Source organism: Vibrio sp. RE86 (assembly GCF_013114545.1).
In the GTDB taxonomy this organism is placed as follows: Bacteria; Pseudomonadota; Gammaproteobacteria; order Enterobacterales; family Vibrionaceae; genus Vibrio.
On the sequence record NZ_VTXI01000005.1, the window covers coordinates 145845 to 166195 of the forward strand.

Sequence of the window (20351 nt, forward strand, 5' to 3'; positions counted from 1 at the left end):
CCCTTAACTTCCATTTTACTCAATTATAAAAGTAATAAATCAGCCTTTGCACTTTTGTATCCATAGATTGTCCCCGCTATATAATTTATTGATATTTATGAGTTTAAGGTAAATCCTGCAAATGCTTGCGTTCAATAAGAGATGTAACTAGCAATTCGAATACTGATGAGTTGACGTGATGACCGTTCAAAAAATAAGGTTATAATATTCGTATTGATGAATATTCTCATTTTTGAGTACAAATTCACTTTGGTAAGCTAGGTATGGAACTCACACCAGTATTAAAAGAACTGCAAGCTTTTGTGTATGCTGAACATGAAGCTAACATCGAAAGTCTTTTAGAAATTTGGAAGAAACCCTTAAAAGAAAAACTACTGAAAGGCGAGACTCAGCGAATAGAGTCGGTTAAGTATTTCGGACCTAATCACCTGGAGGTTGTACTAGGTGATAACGAATCACGCTTTAGAGAAGGCGACATGATCTGTTTACATCTTGGTGAACCGTGTGATTACAAGGTGTTCGATCAAGTAACAATTGAAGCAGAAAACGATGGGGAATGGTTACTTAAAGTTAAAGTAGACCAAAGTTTACTCTCTGAGTTGAGCGGAGGTTGTTACGCCGATCCTACAGGTATGGATTTAAAGCCTTTTTACGATAAAGCTTTGACTGATGTAGCTACGTCAAAAATTGGTAGAGAGGTGCTGCTTCCTCTTCTGTCTGGGCAACTAAATATTGAAACAGTTTATGCTGATGATTTCGATGACGCTGCTGATTATGCAGATTCACGAGGTTTAAATGAAAAACAAAGTGATGCTGTTGGACTGGGTGTTGCCTCAAAATACCTAGCGTGTATTCAAGGCCCTCCTGGAACCGGTAAAACAAAAGTTATCAGTATTATCGCTAAACTGCTTGTTGAAGCTGGGCAAAGAGTGCTTATGACCTCTCATACTCACATGGCGATCAATAATGCGCTTAATAAAATTGTGGAGGAAGGTGTTCCTGCGGCAAAGATTAGTGCAAGCGGTGGAAAAAAATCTCTGAGTGATAAAGTGCCGCATTTTGAATATGCATCAAAGTGGGAAGATATACCCGATTCTGGATATGTCATAGGTGCAACACCTTTTGCTACCTGTAGTGAACGGCTTGAAAGCTTTACATTTGACACCATCATCTTTGATGAAGCGAGTCAGATTACACTTCCATTAGCATTAATGGCCATGAGGAAAGGGAGTAGGTTTATATTCGTTGGAGATCATAAGCAGCTTCCACCAGTAATACTTTCTCAATCAGTTCTAGAAGATAGCTCTGCCTTTTCTAAGATGATTATTGGAAATGACAAGGTTTCTGTGATGTTAAGTCAGACATATCGTATGTCTCCAGCCTTAACCCAATGGCCAAGTAAATGTTACTACAAGGGCGATCTGGAATCGAAAAGACCACCAGCGTTATCATCATTTTCCCTACCTCAAAAAGCGTACAAGTATTGCGACATTCTCTCTAACGAACGGCCTTCCGTGTTTATTAAAACTCCGGGGGTCAATGCTCGTAGCGTAAATAAAAAAGAAGCGGATCTAGTAACCGATTTGATCACTGTAGCTGTTGAAGCAGGTTTATCTGCTGAACAAATTGGAGTAGTTACTCCGTTTCGTGGTCACGCCAAAGCTCTGAAATCCAGTCTTCAGGATAAGTTAGGGATATTTGCTGCAAAATCAGTGGTAACCGACACCGTAGAAAGGATGCAAGGCCAAGAAAGGGAAATGATCATTGTGTCGTTCTGCTCTTCAGATCCCCAGTATATTAGTGCTATCGCCGAGTTCTTTTTCCAAGCGGAACGTCTCAATGTTGCCATTACTCGTCCTCAAACTAAGTTGATCATTGTTGGTCCCGAAATATCAGAAGGGATGCTGCAAGAGATTGAGGATCCAAAGGTTAAGAAAAATATTGAAGATTATAAATCCCTCGTGAGTCACTGCTATAACGTGGAAGTTAATTAATGGCACATATAGATACAATTACCGGCTTAGACCGCAAGCATCGACGTCATTTCAAAAAAGTATTCAATAAACTTAATGACGAGTTTTTCATACGCGAGTCACTATTAGATCCACTACAAGTAGCTCCTTGCATCATTGAGGGCCCCTGTAATAGTTGGGTTTTTGTCGGGGTGCACTCAGGGGAACCAGATAACGTTGAACTTCATAAACTAATGGAGTTTAACCGTTCTATGCTGAAACTCGGCTTAAAGCCAGTTAAGTATCTTGCCATCGTTGATAATATAACAATGGTAAAAGAGAGCGATTTGCAAGTCGAACCATTGCTCTCTGATTGTGTTCAAATAGTCGACAATAAAATATTTATTGAGCGTGGTGAACAGCTGATACACGAAGCATTAACCGAATTCACAATTGAATCTCATTCACGAATCAAGCGAACCTTTTTTCCTGAGTCTGTTATTCCAGCACAATGTAGCACTCGTCGAGGACAAGTATCAGTAGACAATAGTGCTAAGCTGCTTCCATTCTTTCTCGATTACGATCAAGAGCTAGCGACAAGACTCGATATGGTAGAGTCTGTTGACTCTGAAGAAGAGGGCCAAGAAGACATTTCGGTAAGGTTGATAAATGGGGTAGCCGGGAGTGGAAAAACTCTGATTTTAATTAATCGAGCGGCTTTGTATTGTAAAAAGTACCCTGAAAAAAAGGTGCTTCTAGCAATTCACAATAAACCAGTGACGGAAGATATCAAATATCGATTTGAAACTTGGCTCAAAGGTAAGCCAGACAACCTAGAAATCGCGACTTTTCATTCATTTGCATTAAGGCAGTACAGTAAAAGCTACCAGCGTGTCAAACCAGCATTTGGTGATGCGAGTATAAAAGAAGAAAAGAAGAACGTTTTAAGTGTTCAAAAAGAAGCGTACAAACAACTCTCGTTAACAGATGAGCAGATTTGGTCTGAATTGGAGTACATCAATGATTACTTAATTAAAGACAAAGAAGAGTACTTAGAATTTGATAGGCAAGGTCGAGGGTTTGCCTTGCAAAAAAGTCAGCGAGAACATATTTGGCAGCTATATGTTGAATTTTCTGCTCAGTTATCCTCAGTTAAAAAATACTTACCGAGCTTATACATTAAGGAAGTCGCACTTTCAGATAAACCTCTTGAGCAATTTGATCACATACTGCTTGACGAGGCCCAGTTCTTCGCGCCATCGTGGTTGCAACTGATTAAACGTTCCTTGACTCCGAGTGGCCAACTATTTATTTGTGCTGATCCGAACCAGGGCTTTTTAAAGAGTCGTCTAAGTTGGAAGAGCGTGGGACTAAATGTTCGAGGCCGTACTAAACGTCTAAATCACTCCTATCGAACTACTTATGAAATAATGGTTGCAGCCAATGCTTTACTAGATGGGTTGGAAGGAAACCCTGAAGACTATGTTAAACCAGACTATGAAAAAATGGCTAGAGGCTGCAAACCCCACCTGGTTTATTCCCGAAATGCGCAAGATGAGAAAAAAAGATTTCTGAATGAACTAGCCGCATTGGTTCAATCGAATACAGTCGCTCTGCATCAGATTATGGTGCTGTGTAGCCCTGAGTATAGCCCTTGGTCACTCAAACAAGATATTGAAAAACGTATCGGCTCAAATAAAGTTATTAACTACAATAACGCTACAGAGCTGGCAGATAATGTAGGTAGTAAAATTAGACTGCTCAATATCAATAGCTGTACCGGTATGGAGTCCGGTACGGTCTTTGTTCTGGGCGCAGGTTACATAATTAATCAGCCCAAGAACTTAGAACTGAGTGACTCCGAACGAGAAGAGGCTTTGCAGGAGTCAATGCGTAAACTTTACGTGGCCATGACTAGAGCAGGACAGAAACTGGTTGTGTTCAGCAATGAAGAATTTCCAGATAATGTTAAAAAGCACATCGAAATTACGGGGGAAGTAACCCAAGTTTAATGACTTTTGGTTCAACATAAGTTGCTAACAACCAATGCAAAAAATTGCATTTACGATACAATACCTCGCAATAAATCTTGGCTCTGTTTTCCGGGCCAAGTTCATCTATTGAGAAGTACTTATCATCATGGCTAAAGCACCAGCAAAGAAGAAAGCCCCTGCGAAAAAGAAAGGCTTTGAAGAAACCCTTTGGGATACCGCAAACCAACTGCGTGGCAGTGTCGAATCATCAGAATACAAGCACGTCGTACTGAGCCTTGTGTTCCTTAAATTCATTAGCGACAAGTTTGAAACTCGCCGCCAAAAGATGATCGACGACGGCCAAGAAGCCTTTGTTGAGATGAAAGAGTTCTATCAGCAAGACAATATCTTCTACCTAGAGGAAAGCTCTCGTTGGTCATTTGTGCAAAAGCACGCAAAGCAAGACAACATCGCCGTTGTGATTGATACTGCACTTGCGAGTATTGAAAAAGCTAACCCAAGCTTGAAAGGCGCACTGCCAGATAACTATTTCTCTCGCCAAGATCTTGAAGTGAAGAAGCTAGCTTCATTGATTGATACCATTGAGAACATAGACACGCTCGCAGATGAATGCGACATGAGCGAAGAAGATCTCGTCGGTCGAGTCTACGAATACTTCCTTGGTAAGTTTGCTGCAACCGAAGGTAAAGGCGGTGGCGAGTTCTATACGCCAAAGTCTGTGGTAACTCTACTTACAGAAATGCTAGAGCCGTTCCAAGGTAAAATTTACGACCCTGCCTGTGGTTCGGGCGGTATGTTCGTGCAGTCTTTAAAGTTTGTAAAACAGCATGAAGGCCGCACCAAAGACATCGCGATTTACGGTCAAGAGCTGACGTCTACCACATACAAGCTAGCCAAGATGAACTTAGCCATTCGCGGCTTATCAGGCAACTTGGGTGAGCGCCCAGCCGATACCTTCTTTGCGGACCAGCATAAAGATCTTAAAGCTGACTACATTATGGCGAACCCGCCGTTCAACATCAGTCAATGGCGTGACGAGAACGAGCTAACCAAAGACCCGCGCTTCTCTGGCTACCGCACACCGCCAACAGGCAATGCCAACTATGGTTGGATCTTGCACATGCTCTCTAAGCTGAGCGAAACAGGCACTGCTGGTTTTGTATTGGCTAACGGCTCAATGAGCTCAAACACTTCTGGTGAAGGGGAAATCCGCCAGCAGCTTATCGAAAACGATGTAGTGGAATGCATGATTGCCTTACCGGGTCAGCTGTTCTACTCAACCCAAATCCCAGTCTGTATCTGGTTTATCACCAAGAACAAGCAAGCCAATGCTGCAAAAGGCTACCGCCAGCGTGAAAAAGAGACCTTGTTTATTGATGCTCGTGAAATGGGTACCATGACCAGCCGTGTACATAAAGAGTTGACCAAAGATGACATCGCGTTAATTGCGGACACCTACCACGCATGGCGCAGTGATGACGCCGAGCTAAAAGCACGAGTAGAACGTGGCGACAGTAAGCTAGAGAAATATGAAGATGTGGCAGGCTTCTGTAAGCAAGCGAGTTTGGGTGAGATCAAAGCCAATGATTTTGTGCTGACTCCAGGGCGCTACGTAGGCGCTGCGGAAGTCGAAGACGACGGCATTCCATTTGAAACCAAGATGAGTGAACTATCTCAAACCCTCTACAGCCAAATGAACCAAGCCGAAGAGTTAGATAAAGTGATTCGCAGCAATTTGGAGGCGTTGGGTTATGGTGAGTGAGTTAGTCACAATGCGGTTGGTAGATTGTATGGATGCAATTATAGACTATCGAGGCAAAACACCAAAGAAAACCACATCAGGTATCCCCTTAATTACGGCTAAAATCATTAAAGGTGGAAGAATTCAAGATGTTACGGAGTTTATCGCTGAAGAAAACTATGATTCGTGGATGGTTAGAGGTATTCCTCAATGTGGTGACGTTGTTTTAACGACTGAAGCACCACTAGGTGAGGTCGCGCAACTGGATAGTCGAAAAGTTGCTTTAGCTCAGCGAGTGATTACCCTAAGAGGTAAGAAAGGACTGTTGTCAAATGATTACCTAGCCTATTTGCTTCAATCTAGATATGTACAACATCAGCTAGATGGTCGTGGGACGGGAAGTACAGTTAAAGGGATCAAACAGTCTGAACTTAAAGAAGTAGAGCTTACTTTCCCATCGTATGATATGCAGGAGCAAGTAGCCTCTCATCTAAAAAAAATCGATGTGAAAATCGATCTCAACCGCCAAATCAACCAAACCCTAGAGCAAATGGCACAAACGCTGTTTAAATCTTGGTTTGTGGATTTTGACCCAGTGATCGATAACGCCCTTGATGCTGGCAGTGACATTCCTGAGGTATTTGAAACCCGCGTTGAGCGACGCAAAGCTGTGCGTGAAAGTGCCGACTTTAAAGCGTTGCCTGATGATGTTCGTCAGCTCTTTCCAAGTGAATTTGAAGAGAGTGAGTTGGGTTGGGTGCCTAAGGGGTGGGAGTTTGGCACTGTCTCAGATTTATTGGTACTTCAGCGTGGTTTCGATTTGCCTAAAACGAAACGAGTAGCTGGTGATTATGCCTTGATTGCTTCTAGTGGCCAAGATGGGACTCACAATGAAGCGAAAGTTAAAGGGCCTGGTATTACGACAGGTAGAAGTGGAAAAATAGGTATAGTTACTTTTGTCTTTGGTGATTTTTGGCCTTTAAACACCACCCTATGGGTTAAAGAGTATAGGGCATCAAACCCCTACCATGCATTGTTCTATTTAAAAACTTTGCCACTTGAAACACTAAATTCTGGTTCGGCAGTTCCTACCTTAAATAGAAACTATGTGCATAACTTGCCCGCTGTAGTTCCGAACTCTTCTGTGTTGGATAAATTTGAGTCATTGGTTTCAGGTAGCTTTAAAAAAATAAACTTAAATCAACTTGAGAATGAGTCTTTAACCAAACTCCGAGACACACTACTTCCAAAGCTGATCTCAGGCGAGCTACGCCTTGATTCACCGGAAGTTGAGCAAGCCAAAGCGCTGGTGGACTAACTCATTTCGTCATTCCGGAAAGTGAAGAACGAACTTGTCCGGAATCTCGCTCTTAATGCGGTGATACGAACGAAAAGCGAGATCTCAGACACCTCGTCCCTCGGTTCTGAGATGACGGAAGTGAGTAATACTCAGATGCGAAGGGGAAGGCTCTAAAGCAAAGAGCTTTTTTCATACCACGAAAAACAATAACAACCATACATCACGTCAAACAGCAGTAGGAAAAGGCGATGAGCTTAAAATTTACTGAAGCCAAACTCGAACAAGCCATCATTGAGTTGTTGGGTGAGCAAGGCTATCCGCATGTTGTGGGTGAGCAAATAGTCCGTGAAGACAAAGAGCAAGTGCTGATTGTCGATGACTTACGGTCTTACCTTGCCAAGCAATATCAAGCGGACGACATTACTGAAGGTGAGATTGACCAAATCGTCCACCAGCTTAATCGCCTACCTGCTAGCGACTTATACGAAAGCAACAAGACGTTTTGTGACTGGCTTGCTAATGGTTTTCTACTTAAGCGTGAAGACCGCTCCAAGAAAGACCTCTACATCGAGCTGATAGCCACTAAACACTTGGCACAAGCACTGCGATTAATGTTTGTGCCTCTTCTGGAAGATAAAACACAATCTGCTGAGCCAAAAGTCGCAGAAGATCGGCTTAGTTACTTCGAACCCGTAGACCAAAACATCTACAAAATCGTTAATCAACTGCACATTGAAAACGGCGATGAAGAGCGTATTCCTGATGGCATTCTTTACATTAACGGTTTACCGCTAGTCCTATTTGAATTCAAAAGCGCTGTACGTGAAGAGCAAGCGACCATCTATGACGCGTGGGAACAAATCCACATCCGCTATAAGCGTGCTATGCCTAAATTGTTTGTGTTTAACGCCCTGACGATTATTAGCGATGGCGTGAATAACAAAATGGGTAACGCCTTTGCCCCTTATGATTTCTATTACGCTTGGCGCAAGGTGACAGGTAATGAGTCCACTGAAAAACAAGGCATCAATTCGCTCTATACCATGATAGCGGGCCTGTTTGATAAGGTTCGCCTGCTAGATGTAGTGAAAAACTTTATCTTCTTCCCTGATACCTCGAAAAAAGAGATCAAGGTATGTTGTCGTTACCCGCAATACTATGCGGCGCGCAAGCTCTACTACAATATCGATAAAGAGCGTAAACCTCACGGTAGCGGTAAGGGTGGCACCTACTTTGGTGCCACAGGTTGTGGTAAGAGCTTCACCATGCAGTTCTTATCTCGCCTCTTGATGAAAAGTGTCGATTTTGAAAGCCCTACCATCGTTCTGATTACAGACCGCACCGACCTTGATAACCAACTTTCAGAGCAGTTCTGCAATGCCAGCGGCTACATCGGGGATGAGAAGGTCGTTTCGGTCACTAGCCGTAATGACCTGCGTGAACAACTGCAAGGCATTAAGAGCGGCGGCGTATTCCTCACCACCATTCATAAGTTCACCGAAGATATCGAGCTGCTGTCTGAACGTACCAACATCATCTGTATCTCAGATGAGGCGCACCGCTCACAGGTTAACCTTGATAAAAAAGTCACCATTACTTACCAAGATGGCATCGCTAAAGATATTAAAGAAAGCTACGGCTTTGCGAAATATCTGCATGACTCACTACCAAGTGCGACTTATGTTGGCTTCACGGGTACACCGATTGACGCGACCTTAGATGTGTTCGGTAACCCAGTAGACAGCTACACCATGACCGAAGCGGTGAATGATGAAATTACGGTGCGCATTGTCTATGAAGGTCGAGCCGCGAAAGTTATTCTCGATAACAGTAAGCTTGAAGAGGTCGAAAAATATTACCAAGACTGCGCCGAACAGGGGGCCAGTGAGCATCAAATCGAAGAGAGCAAAAAAGCCTCGGCCAATATGAACGCCATCTTGGGTGACCCTGACCGCCTAGAAGCGTTAGCCAAAGACTTTGTGGTTCACTATGAAGAGCGTGTCGCAGAAGGTTCAACGGTCAAAGGCAAGGCAATGTTTGTCTGCGCAAGCCGTGAAATCGCCTATGACTTCTACAAACAAGTGAAGCTGTTGCGCCCAGAATGGTTTGAAGTGAAGAAGTGCCTAGAGGGTGAGACGCTCACGGAAGAGGAAGCGAAAGAGGTGATGCCACTGGCGATGGTGCAAATGGTCATGACTCGTGGCAGTAACGATGAAGATGAGCTCCACAAACTGCTTGGTACCAAAGATTACCGCAAGTCACTCGACGCCCAGTTTAAAAATCCGAAATCCAACTTTAAGCTCGCGATTGTGGTTGATATGTGGCTAACAGGCTTCGATGTGCCGGAATTAGACACCATCTACATTGATAAGCCGCTACAAAAGCACAACTTGATTCAGACTATCTCACGCGTAAACCGTAAGTTTGAAGGCAAAGACAAAGGCTTGGTTGTCGATTACATCGGTATTAAAACCCGCATGAATCAAGCGTTAGCGATGTATTCCAAAGCCGACGAAAGCAACTTTGAAGATGTACAACTCTCAGTGATAGAGGTAAAGAATCACCTCGATCTACTGCGTCAGATGTTCCACAGCTTCGATAGCTCAGCTTACTTTACTGGCGAGCCTCGCTTACAGCTTGAATGCTTAAACAGTGCCGCCGAGTTTATCTTGGGCAATAAGAAGAACGAGCACCGCTTTATGGGCTTAGTGAAGCGTTTAAAAGCCGCTTATGACGTTTGCTGTGGCAGCGAGTCTCTTTCTAAGCAAGAACGTGATTTAATCCATTTCTACATTGCTGTGCGCTCTATCATCTACAAGCTCACCAAAGGGGACGCGCCAGATACGGCACAAATGAACAAGCATGTTCGTGAGCTGGTGGCTGAAGCACTGCGCGCCGAAGGGGTTGAAGAGATCTTTACCATTGGTGATGAGCAAGCCGAAGCGATCGACATTTTCGACGATGAGTACATGAACCGTGTGCTGAAGCTCAAATTGCCACATACCAAGATTCAACTGCTGCAAAAGCTGTTAGGCAAAGCGATCGGTGACTTTAAGAAAGTGAACCAGCTAAAAGGTGTCGATTTTTCTAAACGTTTGCAATCGTTGGTTGAGCAATACAACGAACGCCGAGAGGGCAGTGAGTTCCCCGGTGAAGAGTTTGAACCCTTCGTCGATGAAACCTTTGAAAGTGTCATCAAAGAGATGGAACGCTTAATGGCTGAAATGCGTTCAGAGCTGACCTCCTTTGAAGACTTAGGCATTGATATGGAAGAGAAGGCCTTCCTCGATATCTTAGAGCACATGCGCACTAAGTATGACTTCGAGTACCAAGACGACAAGATGCTCGAACTCGCCAAGGCAATGAAAGTGATTGTTGATGACGTATCGCAATTCCCAGACTGGGCAGGCCGAGATGATATTAAGGCTTCGCTAAAAGTTAAGTTGATCATGTTGCTACATGAATATGGCTTCCCACCAATCACCAATGATGATGTTTACAAAGGCGTGCTAGAGCAGGCCGAGAATTATAAGAAGAATAGTTAGAGGAAGTCAGTTTGGTTAAAAAAATAGAAGTGGTCGCAGCCGTTATTAAACATGAAGGAAAAACGCTATGTGTTCAACGTGGCCCTTCGAAACTGGCTTACATTCATAAAAAGTTCGAGTTCCCTGGAGGGAAAGTAGAACCCGGTGAAAAGTTGGATTCTGCTATTAAAAGGGAGCTCAAAGAAGAGCTTCACTTGATTGTTGAACATGCCGAATACTTTATGACGGTTGAGCATACCTACCCAGATTTCCATATCACAATGCATGCTTACTTATGCCCAGTAGAAAACCAAAAAATTGTCCTGACGGAACATATTGATGCGCAGTGGTTAAATTGCGAAGAACTGCCTTCTCTAGATTGGGCTGAAGCTGATGTTCCTATTGTTGAAAAGTTAGTTAAGGAAGGCTAAGTGACATATTGTTATGCAAATAGAGTAGATGCATTTTTGCAAGAGGGTGAATTCGAATGGATGGAAACTACTTGCACAGCATTTCATAATAATTTTCCTACTTTAGATCTTGGTGAGCTACAAAAGAAGGCTTGGGTCGATTGTTTTACTCATCTTCAAAAAGAGCTCTGCTTCCTTAAAGGCACGGATGGTTTTATTGTTTTTGAATATGAGCTTCCGATGGAGGGGGGACGTCGCCCGGATGTTCTATTACTTATTGAAAACAAGCTGTTCATCTTAGAGTTTAAGATGAAGAACAATTATCAACGTGCAGATTACGATCAGCTATGTGGTTACTACCGTGACCTATGTAACTACCACTTTGAAAGTGCAAAACTAGATATAGTTGCAGGTTTAGTTCTTACCCAGTCAGTTAATAAGCTAGTCGATCACGAAGCAAATATTTCAATTTTATCTATCGATAAGCTGACATCGTTCCTGAAAAAACACCTCACAGGGGCACCAACTAACATCAATCTTAATCAGTGGCTTCATTCTGCATATTCACCATTACCACATCTTGTTGATGCGGCAGTTGAGATATTTGAAAACAATGAAATTGAAGAACTAAAAAGTGCTAAAAGTGCAGGTATTTATGATGCACTAAATGAACTAGATAAGGTGACAGCCTGGATTGAAGGTTCAGAGAACAGAAATGAAGCTAATGTACTTACCTTTGTTACGGGAGTTCCAGGTGCAGGAAAAACGCTGCTGGGTTTAGAGTTTGTGCATCGCAATAAAAAGGCGCAGTTCTTATCTGGGAATGGCCCTCTAGTTGATGTCTTACAGTATGCTCTTAATGATGAAAATAAAAATACAGAGAAAGCTTTTGTTCGCGACTTGAAGGACTTTAAGCGTCAATGTATGAAGACCAGCGCCACTCCCCATACAAACCTAGTCGTTTTTGATGAGGCACAAAGAATGTGGGATGAGGTGAAAAATAAGGACTATGGAAGATCCGAACCTTCTTGCATTATTCATATAGCCGATAAAGATCCTAAACCGTGTCACTATGTTGCTCTGATAGGGGAAGGACAAGAAATATATACAGGTGAAGAAGTAGGTATTTCTTTATGGTGTGATGCTCTCAAAGAGAGCAGTAAACCGTGGTTAATTTTTTGTCCACCAGCGCTGGAGCATCATTTTACTTTTTTAAGTAGTGAGCGAGTTAGAGTTAACCCGTTGCTGAATCTTGATCAATCTTTGCGCTCTCACAGTGCAAACTTATACCCAAACTGGGTTGATGGGGTATTAAAGGGGCTGCCCGATGGTGATCTAGCAGAGCTGGCTATTAAAAATGGTTTTAGTATCTATGTGACAAGAGATTTGGAAAAAGCTAAAAGGTATTGCCGAACCAGGTACCAAGGCACTGCCAAGAAATACGGGTTATTAAGCTCTTCAAGCAACATTAAACGTAATGACGAGACTGTTGGCCCATGGTTTCATGATAGCGTAAATGCTCCAAAGTCGTGTTGTCAGTTTAAGCGTACAATTAGTGAGTTTAAGTGCCAGGGATTAGAGCTCGATATGCCAGTGCTAATCTGGGCGCCAGACTTTCTCTACAGCGGTAGTGGTTGGGTTCTTCATAAAGGTTATAGAAATGTTCAAAACCCTTTTCAAATTAAGCTTAATAGTTACCGGGTACTGATGACAAGAGGTAGAGATGGTGTCGTGTTTTATTTCCCTCAAGAGGTACTGTTCGACAAAACTTACGAGTATTTCTTAAATGCAGGTGCACAATGCCTATAAAGGCAGCAGCACTCAATCTCTGCGTCATTGAAATCAATTAAGGCCTTTTAAAGTAGGCTAAACACAATAAGAAAAATTAGAAATGAATGTAATTAAGCAGTATTTGATCGAGTGTGGTTACACTGAAGAGTTTTTAGAAACCACTGATGTAAGGTTTGATGATCCGAAGCTGACTAGTTTGATTGAAACGTGGCAGCATCAACCGAGCCTACGCAAATTTGTTGAGTTTGCAGCACGTTTTCATTTAACGCCGTATTCCGGTAATCGAGATTGTTTACTCTTTAAGCTTGAGGTTTCAGGTAGTTCCGTTCGCAATACAGTTATCGGTGGCTTTAATGGCACTAAGCAAGAGTTTGAGTTTGCAGGTACACGGCTTAACCCTGAAAAAGTGAGCTCTGCTTTAAGCTCAAATGCTAAGTGGTTGTCTACTACAAATGAACTGGAGTCTTTAGCGCAGCAGCTAGGGGTCTATTTCGATGAAAGAGAACAGCCAACACCCAAATATTTTTGGGTAAAAATGAATCGCTCTGACATTGAGAGTGTTTTAGAACAGTTGATTGATAAGTGGTTAAGCGGTGTTCAGGGAACAGCTAAATTAACCACAGAGTCTATCGAAGAATACTTTACGCAAGTATTTGAAAGTCGTGAAGGAAATAGTGGGGAATGGATCCGAGAGTATCGTGCCTATAACAAACTGTCAGTTGAAGAGAAAGCGTCGACTGAATTAGCGATTAAAGAATTGTGGACGAAAGCATCAACTTGGGTCGCCTCAATAAAAAATGGAATAATGAGCGGTGATGATTATCGTAAGTCAGAACTTGATTTAATTGAGTTCACGCAACGTCTTACTCAAGCTACTTCACCTGAACGTTATAACCAGTCGGTCGACTTGCTCAATCGTTTAGCGGATGAAGGGAAGATTTCTCGCCGATACTGGGCAACGACTAACCGAGTGTTTGCCTCTTTATACCCTACAAAACTTTCCACCATCGTCGCTGAAGATGCTTTAAGAAAAGTGTATCAATATTTAGATGTCAAATTTCAGCTCAAGCTTCGTAACCCAAGTGCTCTTAATTGGTATGAATTAAACCGAGAACTACTGAGAAAGATACAGCCCATCTTGGCAAATGTAATGGATAAAGACGCGATTAACGTGACGCTTTGGTATATCTATGAATCTTTAACAGAAATCCCTTCAAGTGAAACGTCTGAAGTACGAGAACCAGCTTCTAACTATGGTGAAAAACGAATGAATGTACCTTTAAACCAAATCCTTTATGGTCCACCAGGGACAGGTAAAACCTATCATACGATTGAAGCCGCTGTTCAAGCCGCAGAACCTGATTTTTACGCTAGTTTAGGCATTGATGCAAAAGTTGGCGCTTCAAATGAACAAAGAATCGCATTAACGGAAAAGTACCAAGCGTTGACTGACACTGGACGGATTCGTTTTGTTACATTCCATCAAAGCTATGGTTATGAAGAGTTTGTTGAAGGGCTCAGTGCGAAAACTAATGATGGGCAGATATCTTATTATACGAAAGATGGCATTTTTAAAAGAATCTGTCATGAAGCAGCTGTACAAAGTAGCGCATTACTGAAAGTTGGAGACCAGTTTAAAAGCTTTGAACTAACAGAGATCACATCAGAGCTAATCACCTTTAGGAAGCAGAATGGTAACAAGCTTCCTCTTTCTCGTAGGCTGGTAGAACAGGTTTACGGCTACTATAAACAAGGTCTCTTTTCTGTAGAAGACGAAAAGAAAAATTGGTTATCAGGTTTTGAAAACGATATCGAAACGTACTTTGTCACTGGCTATGCAAGCATGTTTACTTCATTGTTACCGACGATGAAGGAAAGAGACGATGGGCTTACTCAACAAGATACTTATGTCCTTATTATTGATGAAATCAACCGAGGTAATCTTTCTAAGATTTTTGGTGAATTGATTACTCTGGTTGAACCATCGAAACGTAAAGGGGCTAAAGAAGAGTTGGAGGTGATATTGCCTTACTCTGGTGACAAGTTTTCAGTGCCAGACAATTTGTACATTATAGGCACAATGAATACTGCAGACCGTTCGCTTGCGATGATGGATACGGCATTACGTCGTCGTTTCGACTTTAAAGAGATGACGCCAAAACCAGAGCTTTTTGCTAACAACACAGTTAAAGGCATTAATTTATCCAGACTACTCGAAACGCTGAACAAGCGAATTGAAGTGCTTTATGACCGCGAGCATACACTGGGTCATGCATTCTTGTTCCCTGTATTTAATGAAACCAGTGAAGACAAAGCGTTTGTCGAACTGCAGTCAGCATTTAAGAACAAGATCATCCCTCTACTTGAAGAGTACTTTTACGAGGATTGGAACAAGATTCGGTTGGTCCTTGGTGACAGCTTGAAACAAGATGAATCTTTGCATTTTCTACAAAAGACGGAAGACTCTTACACTGATTTATTTGGCACAGACCATGGGTTAGAGCTGTATGAAGATCGTAAGGTTACTTATTCAATTAAGCCGTTTAGCAAAGGCTCTGTTTGGGATAACCCTCAGGCTTACAAAGCCATCTATGCTAAAGAGAGTGAGTGAGCTGCGTGAACGCCAAGCAAGAGATAACTCTCTTTGAATATGACTGTTTAGTCAGTGAAGACGTTGTGCAAGGGCAAGACACAACGTCACACATTCAAGTCATTTCCAAATCAGCTTATGAATATCTTAAACAGCTTTGCTTGAGTAATGAACGCGAAAGCAGTTTACTTCAGTTGCGTAGTCGCGGTGGAATGGAAGTGCTTCAAGTTCAAAATTACGCGGGAGTTATATTCACTCCTGATAAAACACAAATTGAAGTATTACCCAAAATTGGCAAAGGTTTTAATGGTGAGTGCAATGAAAGTGATTGTGTTAGAGCACGCCAGACATTACTCACTATGTTACGTGCTTTGAAGGGTTTTTCGCACATCCAAACGTCAAACGCGAATATTGATCGTCAAAGAATGCCTTTGTTCGAGGTGTTCATTGGTCAATTTTTGCAATCGGTAAATACGCTTGTGAAACGAGGCCTAAGAAGTGACTATGTGTGCAGGGAAGACAACTTGGGGTTCCTAAAAGGAAAACTCAATGTAGGTAAACAAGTCAGACATAACTTCGTTAATAAACATAAATTTTACTGTGAGTATGATGAGTTCTTACTTGATCACCCCGTTAACCGATTGATTCATAGCGCCCTAAGAAAAGTAAAAAACTATACTCGAAGTGCAGCCAACCAGAAGTTGCTACAAGAGCTTGAATTTGTATTTCATGAGGTGCCTGAGAGCCGAGACTACAAAGTTGATTTTTCGAAAGTAAAGCTTGTTCGAGGGATGGGGTACTATCAAGTCCCGTTAGATTGGTGTCTGCTCATTTTAGAGGGCTTCTCGCCGCAAACCATGAAAGGAAATCAAAATGCGTTTTCGCTTTTGTTTCCTATGGAGCGAGTATTTGAAGACTATGTAGCCAAAACCCTTGGTGAACAGCTTTGTACCGACCATCAGCTTAGAACTCAAGTTAAGGCAGAGTCTCTTGTCGAGCACAATGATCAAAACTGGTTTCGCTTAAAGCCGGACTTAGTTATTGAGTTACGCCAAAATTCGGTGGCAGCTTGTGTACTAGATACTAAGTGGAAGCTTTTAGACAGCAGCAAGTGTAACGGAAGTGATAAGTATGGTTTGTCTCAAGCAGACTTTTATCAAATGTTTGCTTATGGGCATAAATATCTGGATGGAGACGGAGAGCTGTTTCTAATTTACCCTGCTCATGATGGGTTTAATAAATCAATTCAATATAGTTTTGATTTTGATAGCAAGCTCAAGCTTTGGGTGGTTCCGTTTGAAGTTGGACTCGATACAGAAAGTAAGGTCATCTGGCCTGAAGAACCTGATTCAATAGTGAATCAGAGAAGCTTGTTTCTTCGACGGGTTAGGCAATGAAAGATATCGCTAGTGACGGTCGTAAGTTGTGTTTCGAACAATTCTTATTAGGTAGCTGACGAGAATTTGTACATAGAGTGGTTAATAGATTTGAAAAGCTAGAGGCGAAGTTCAGGTTACGTATTGGTTCAGTAGTTTTTCTTGTTTTTAAAAAGGAGTTATTGTGATTGATCAGCTTAAAGATATGGGCAGCTTAGGCGATAAGTTTACAAAAATTGGCAAAGTTGGAGGTGAAAAGAGACAGCATACTTTGTGTTTTGTAGTAATTCTCACACTCATTATTCTTGCCGTTTCGATCTGTGGTTATAAGGATATATCTGCTAAAGAGTCTAACTTTAAGGATATAAATGAAACCTACTCTTTTGCCCTAGTCGAAATCGAACGAGGCCTCAAAGCTATTGATATATGTTTATCTAGTAACAATAGTAACAATAGTAACAATAGTAACAATAGTAACAATAGTAACAATAGTAACAATAGTAACAATGAATGCTCTTATCTTGATACAAATGAAATTACTAAACGTATTAGGACTTTTAATAATGATGCAGATGAAATAATAAGTATAAACTCCATACGTATGCCGAATTTCAATAGCGGCAGTCTTTTTGATTATCGATATGAGCTTGAAAGTCTAAAACTTGATTTTCAGGTAAATAAACCCAAAAGAGCACAATTTAAGAGCCCTTACTTGAGTATTCCTGTATTTGGTGAATTGCTGAAAGTTATTGCGCTAGGAAACATTGCGTCTTTTTATGTAATTGTACTTTTTTTAATTGTGTACTTTAAGTTTATTCTTTGGGCCTTTGCTAAACCAATTTTTAATGAAGCACTCGAAGAATTTGGTCATCTATTGAACTCACTCGATTCACGCCTTGGGAAAAAAGAAGAACCTAATGGTGAACAAAGGTCAACACAAGACTAGCCATTATGAAAATGGCGGTGTGCAATAATAATTGTCATCTCCATGGGCACAAACAAGTTAACTCATTTGTGCCTCTCTTCGTCCCGCAAAATTCACGTTAAACACCACTTCTGGTCCATCACCTCGTTTACGCTCATCGAGAGTTACTTCCATGAGCTTAATTTGCAGCTTGTCTTTCTTGAGTGCAAGCTGGTGGCGTTCTAGTCTAGTCAGTGTAGAGGTTAGAGACTCAATGCGAGCTATCAATCTATCCTCAACATCGGTGAGTTTTAGCTGATTTTGTTCGAGCTTGTGTTTGGTCTTGCTATCGGTTTCATTCTGGATAATTTGCTCTTGCTCGGCCCACTTTTGCGAAACACTTATAAGCCTTGCTCGGGCATACAGTAATTCTGAATCTAAAGATTGAATTTGAGAGGCGCAAGTGAAAAGCTCTTTGCTCAAAAACTCAGAGTAGCCACCGTGACTGCGGGCATTCGTGTTCTTGGCACAATCGGGTGTAGGTGCTGGTTTCGCAGGTGCGCATAATTGATCATTATCCACCAGCTTAGCCATAATTTTCGCCTGTTTCTGGTTGATGTTACGTCTTGCTGAATTGTAGTTGATGCCTTTGAGTTCGCACCAAGCCCTAAGTCCAATCCCTGTTGTTTTGAGTGCTTCGACATACTCAATTTTGGCTTGTTCCCAGTCTAACGATGGGGTTCTAGACATAATTCAGGGCTCATTCATTGAAAATTTCAGCCAGCTTATTGGCCGACTCACTACGCATCAAATGCAGGTTCAAAAACTGAGTGGCCGATGTTTTCAAGGTGTCTTAATACGTCCCACAACAAAATCTCTGCAACCTTTAGTCACGTCCCTCTTAGATCTCATCTTTGCCATATAGGATAGGTGGTAAATAATCTGCCTATACGTCTTATCATCGGCTCGCTTTAGATGGTGAGTCTGGTTGAGGGTTACTTTTGCCTGGCCAAATTCACGCCATATTTCTACTAGATCACTAAAAGTACGGTGACCCTTAGAAGCCTTCTGCCCATTGAGAATGATGACTAAGTGATAATGCTGAGCGCTCGCTTTGTCTTGCTCCCGACACCATAGGTGATTAACCCATACGTTGGGTTGGTAGTGATTATCGAGTTGTCCTTTAAGTTGTTGCAGAGCTTCGGTCAAAACCGTGTTGTCCTCAGAGTACTGACTGCAATGAAGGGTGAAGCAAAGAAAAGTGAGCTTGGAATAGAATTTCCTACCAGTTTCCATTGCACTAACTACTTTCTCCATGTGTGCGAAGTTTAATGGTTGGCTTCGATTGGCGTTTACATCAAAACCAGTTCCTTTGCGTTCAAATACAGACGATGTGATTAAGCGTGGTGGGCGAGTCATAGATATATTTATTTCCTTTTAAATTACGACTTGTGGATTTCTTATCTGTATGAATTTATTGAATAAACTTCAGTTTATAGAAAAGTTAATTTGTGTTTTTGTCTCTCAGAAGCATCAGGTGGGCTCACTGGGTTTCTAATTGTCTCAACTGGTTCGATTAAATCTGCTTTTTAATCTGTTTTGAGTCCCGTAACGGATCAGTACGTTTTACTAGCCTCTCTATGAAGCGAATGTCGATATTCTCTCTCTCGAACGCCAGCTTACATGCGCTGTTTAGTGAAGACTTGCTTGAGGGGGCTATTCGCAATAGCCTCCCGATACCTCGATAGGCATGTTCTGGGTATTGGCATTTTAGGAACAGGTTTTTGGTTACCAAACCGACGTACTTACCTATGGCATTGGCACGCGATTGCAGTCGAACTTGGTTAGTGCTGAACCCAATATGATTGGAAGACAAGTGCTGCGGTTTAGTTAAGTACACAAAAGACTTGTTGCTGCGCTGGTGGCTTACCTTCATTTCGTGACTGAGTGCAATTTCTATGTGCTTATCGCTGGCTGTTACGTTTAACTGGTGACCAACATAGACATGAGGGACTGAGTAGTAGTTATGGTCATACTCTATGTGGCAATCTGCGTAAACGACCCTCTGTACATGATCGATAAAGTGATAACGCTTGATAGGTTTGTTGTCTGATGGAAATCCTAAGAACTGAGCATCACAATGAGACAAACTAGCTGTTAGCCATCGTTGGTTAGTGTCACTTTCCAGTTTCGCTAACTCTTGGTTTAGGTTGTGAAGAGTTGTAAAACAAGTCCATTTACCTCGAATAGCGGCTTTTAGAGATTTAATTCGGGCGTTTACAAAGAGAGATTCATACGTAGTTTGAGTTTCTTTCCCCTCTAGTTGGGACACTAAATCCAATAAGATTGGGTGCTGCTCTTTCGCTACTTTGTTTGAGAGCCATTTGCTTGTATCAATGTTTGACCCTTTACCAATGCCACCAGCAATTAGGCAATCAGCTATTGCTTCATAGAGCCCTTTACGGTCATTGAGGTAAGCTGCTCTGAGGGAAGTGTACCCAGTTAGGTGATTCACTGTTCCAACAATCAGAGCCGTTTTATGCGAGCTTTGATCCTCTGGAGTAATTGATAGCTTCTTGAGTCGAAAAACAGTGAGGGTAGGTGGCGGAGTCTTAAGTGCTTCAGCATCATGCTTTTGTAAAGACCTAGAAACGGTTGAAGGACTTATTCTTTCTAGTTGGGCGATCTCTCGATGGCCCAGCTTCAACTTGTGCTTGTAGAAAGCAAGGCGCAGTTTTTGGTTGAAGTTCATGGCGGAATCCCGAGGAG

Annotated in this window: 13 protein-coding genes; 10 read left to right on the plus strand and 3 right to left on the minus strand. The window is 42.0% G+C overall.

The window, feature by feature from the left end; all coding sequences use genetic code 11:
* Positions 1-263: 263 nt before the first annotated feature.
* The 10 genes from F0231_RS07065 to F0231_RS07110 all read left to right on the plus strand — a co-directional run bounded on the left by F0231_RS07065 (position 264) and on the right by F0231_RS07110 (position 17624).
* Positions 264-1994: an ATP-binding protein gene (locus F0231_RS07065; protein ID WP_171759013.1), complete on the plus strand. Its 1731-nt coding sequence runs from the start codon at positions 264-266 to the stop codon at positions 1992-1994.
* Positions 1994-3964, plus strand: a complete 1971-nt coding sequence (locus tag F0231_RS07070; protein ID WP_171759014.1) for a UvrD-helicase domain-containing protein — start codon at positions 1994-1996, stop codon at positions 3962-3964. Before F0231_RS07065 ends, F0231_RS07070 begins: the two co-directional genes overlap by 1 nt.
* Positions 3965-4091: 127 nt before the next feature.
* Positions 4092-5708: a class I SAM-dependent DNA methyltransferase gene (locus F0231_RS07075; protein ID WP_171759015.1), complete on the plus strand. Its 1617-nt coding sequence runs from the start codon at positions 4092-4094 to the stop codon at positions 5706-5708.
* Between the two features lie 28 nt (positions 5709-5736).
* Positions 5737-7005 carry a restriction endonuclease subunit S gene (locus F0231_RS07080; RefSeq protein ID WP_253825743.1) on the plus strand — a complete coding sequence of 423 codons (1269 nt, stop codon included), beginning with the start codon at positions 5737-5739 and terminating at the stop codon, positions 7003-7005.
* A gap of 230 nt (positions 7006-7235) precedes the next feature.
* Complete coding sequence (locus tag F0231_RS07085; RefSeq protein WP_171759017.1) at positions 7236-10532, plus strand: type I restriction endonuclease subunit R; 3297 nt, start codon at positions 7236-7238, stop codon at positions 10530-10532.
* An 11-nt stretch (positions 10533-10543) separates the two neighbouring features.
* Entirely contained in the window at positions 10544-10942 is a 399-nt protein-coding gene (locus tag F0231_RS07090; protein ID WP_171759018.1) for a (deoxy)nucleoside triphosphate pyrophosphohydrolase, read from the plus strand.
* A complete protein-coding gene (locus F0231_RS07095; RefSeq protein WP_171759019.1) occupies positions 10943-12730 on the plus strand; it encodes a DNA/RNA helicase domain-containing protein in 1788 nt (595 codons plus the stop codon).
* A gap of 82 nt (positions 12731-12812) precedes the next feature.
* Positions 12813-15323, plus strand: a complete 2511-nt coding sequence (locus tag F0231_RS20940) for an McrB family protein (RefSeq protein WP_253825744.1) — start codon at positions 12813-12815, stop codon at positions 15321-15323.
* Positions 15324-15514: 191 nt separating this feature from the next.
* Positions 15515-16699, plus strand: coding sequence for an McrC family protein (locus F0231_RS07105; protein WP_253825745.1), 1185 nt, complete (start codon positions 15515-15517; stop codon positions 16697-16699).
* Positions 16700-16862: 163 nt separating this feature from the next.
* Positions 16863-17624 (plus strand): hypothetical protein, encoded by a 762-nt coding sequence (locus F0231_RS07110; RefSeq protein WP_171759020.1) that lies wholly within the window; start codon positions 16863-16865, stop codon positions 17622-17624.
* Between the two features lie 57 nt (positions 17625-17681).
* Here the strand turns inward: F0231_RS07110 and F0231_RS07115 are convergent, their stop codons facing one another.
* The 3 genes from F0231_RS07115 to F0231_RS07125 all read right to left on the minus strand — a co-directional run bounded on the left by F0231_RS07115 (position 17682) and on the right by F0231_RS07125 (position 20334).
* Entirely contained in the window at positions 17682-18332 is a 651-nt protein-coding gene (locus tag F0231_RS07115; protein WP_171759021.1) for a hypothetical protein, read from the minus strand.
* A gap of 93 nt (positions 18333-18425) precedes the next feature.
* Entirely contained in the window at positions 18426-19001 is a 576-nt protein-coding gene (locus F0231_RS07120; protein ID WP_171759022.1) for an inovirus-type Gp2 protein, read from the minus strand.
* 157 nt (positions 19002-19158) lie between these two features.
* On the minus strand, positions 19159-20334 hold the full coding sequence (locus tag F0231_RS07125) for a hypothetical protein (RefSeq protein WP_171759023.1): 1176 nt from the start codon (positions 20332-20334) through the stop codon (positions 19159-19161).
* Between the last annotated feature and the right edge of the window lie 17 nt (positions 20335-20351).

Bases quoted from the DNA above. Each gene is read 5' to 3' on its own strand.
- F0231_RS07065 (WP_171759013.1), top strand. From the start codon at position 264: ATGGAACTCACACCAGTATTAAAAGAACTGCAAGCTTTTGTGTATGCT.
- F0231_RS07070 (WP_171759014.1), top strand. From the start codon at position 1,994: ATGGCACATATAGATACAATTACCGGCTTAGACCGCAAGCATCGACGT.
- F0231_RS07075 (WP_171759015.1), top strand. From the start codon at position 4,092: ATGGCTAAAGCACCAGCAAAGAAGAAAGCCCCTGCGAAAAAGAAAGGC.
- F0231_RS07080 (WP_253825743.1), top strand. From the start codon at position 5,737: ATGGATGCAATTATAGACTATCGAGGCAAAACACCAAAGAAAACCACA.
- F0231_RS07085 (WP_171759017.1), top strand. From the start codon at position 7,236: ATGAGCTTAAAATTTACTGAAGCCAAACTCGAACAAGCCATCATTGAG.
- F0231_RS20940 (WP_253825744.1), top strand. From the start codon at position 12,813: ATGAATGTAATTAAGCAGTATTTGATCGAGTGTGGTTACACTGAAGAG.
- F0231_RS07105 (WP_253825745.1), top strand. From the start codon at position 15,515: ATGGAAGTGCTTCAAGTTCAAAATTACGCGGGAGTTATATTCACTCCT.
- F0231_RS07115 (WP_171759021.1), bottom strand. From the start codon at position 18,332: ATGTCTAGAACCCCATCGTTAGACTGGGAACAAGCCAAAATTGAGTAT.
- F0231_RS07120 (WP_171759022.1), bottom strand. From the start codon at position 19,001: ATGACTCGCCCACCACGCTTAATCACATCGTCTGTATTTGAACGCAAA.
- F0231_RS07125 (WP_171759023.1), bottom strand. From the start codon at position 20,334: ATGAACTTCAACCAAAAACTGCGCCTTGCTTTCTACAAGCACAAGTTG.